Origin of the sequence: Mesorhizobium sp. M7D.F.Ca.US.004.01.2.1 (assembly GCF_003997785.1) — a bacterium.
Lineage (GTDB): Bacteria > Pseudomonadota > Alphaproteobacteria > Rhizobiales > Rhizobiaceae > Mesorhizobium > Mesorhizobium loti.
The window spans coordinates 1-1,183 of sequence record NZ_RZRQ01000665.1; the positions used below are offsets into that span (position 1 = coordinate 1).

The following is a 1,183-nucleotide window of genomic DNA, read 5'->3' on the forward strand; positions in this document are numbered from 1 at the left end:
CCATACGAAATGCCCAACCTGCCGAGGCTATGAGGCATTCCGAAAGCCTCGGCCTTCAGCAGAGTGCGGTTCAGCAGAAGGCTGCCAATGCATTGCGCCCCCGTTCATGATCGTCTTTCCTAAAACATATATTGACAATGTATGTTTTAGGTAGGATGCTAACTCGGGTGCAACCCAAGCTTGGTTTGTCCCTGGCTACGATGCCGAAAGCCACTTGGCCTTTGCAGAGATGGAAGCGCGCACATGAGCGGGAATAGTCGGAGCAAAAGAACGATCATCGTCGACGGCGTCCCGTTGCCGGATGTCCTTGACGAGACCATGATCCGTGGTGTGGTTCACGGCTTCTACGAGGAAATTCGCCGTGATGAGCTTCTTGGCCCCATCTTCCGGCAGAGGATACAGGCTGACAAGTGGCCGCAGCATCTGGCGAAGATGTGTGACTTCTGGTCGGCGACTCTGCTGCGAACGGCCCGATATGAAGGCCGACCCCTGCCGCCGCATCTGGCGATAGCCGGCCTTGGCGAGGCGCATTTCCGGCGTTGGTTGAAGTTATTTCGCGCCACGGTACGCCGCATCTGCCCGCCCGAGGTTGCGGCGCTGTTCATGGATCGCGCGTTGCGCATCGCTCACAGTTTCCGTCTCGCGGTCGCCTTTAGTCGTGGCGAAACGACGCTTGGCATAGACCCGATTGCCGAGAAAGACCTGTGATGCCGAATTGGTTTTCTAGCGATTTCCGTAACAGCACGCCAACCAAAGAGAGGAACCACCGGTGAGGCTGACCAACTTCTCGGACTATGCTTTGAGGATGTTGATGTACGCGGCCTCCGCCAGCGATCGCTTGATCACGATCGAGGAGACGGCTCGCACCTTCAAGGTGTCGAAGACACACCTCAACAAAGTGGCCAATACGCTGACACGCGGCGGCTACCTGAAGGCGGTCCGCGGCCGTTCCGGCGGTCTCGTCCTGGGGCTCCGGCCCGAGATGATCCGAATCGGCGATGTCATCCGGCTGACCGAGCCGGATTTCGCGGTTGTGGAATGCTTTGCGACTGGAAACCAATGTGTGCTCACCGGCTCCTGCAAGCTTTCAAGCATGTTTGGCGAAGCGATTGCCTCTTTCCAGAGCACTCTTGACCGCTACACGCTCGCCGACGTCGCACTGCTGCCTCAACATTTCTTCGGC

The 1,183-nt window shown here is 57.9% G+C and carries 2 protein-coding genes; both read left to right on the top strand.

Features of this window, described 5'->3' with window-relative positions; all coding sequences use genetic code 11:
* Nucleotides 1–243 precede the first annotated feature (243 nt).
* On the top strand, nt 244–708 hold the full coding sequence (locus tag EN993_RS36010) for a group III truncated hemoglobin (protein WP_127266259.1): 465 nt from the start codon (nt 244–246) through the stop codon (nt 706–708).
* Nucleotides 709–769: 61 nt separating this feature from the next.
* The coding region (locus tag EN993_RS36015; protein ID WP_127266260.1) for an Rrf2 family transcriptional regulator at nt 770–1,183 on the top strand (414 nt) is incomplete at its 3' end.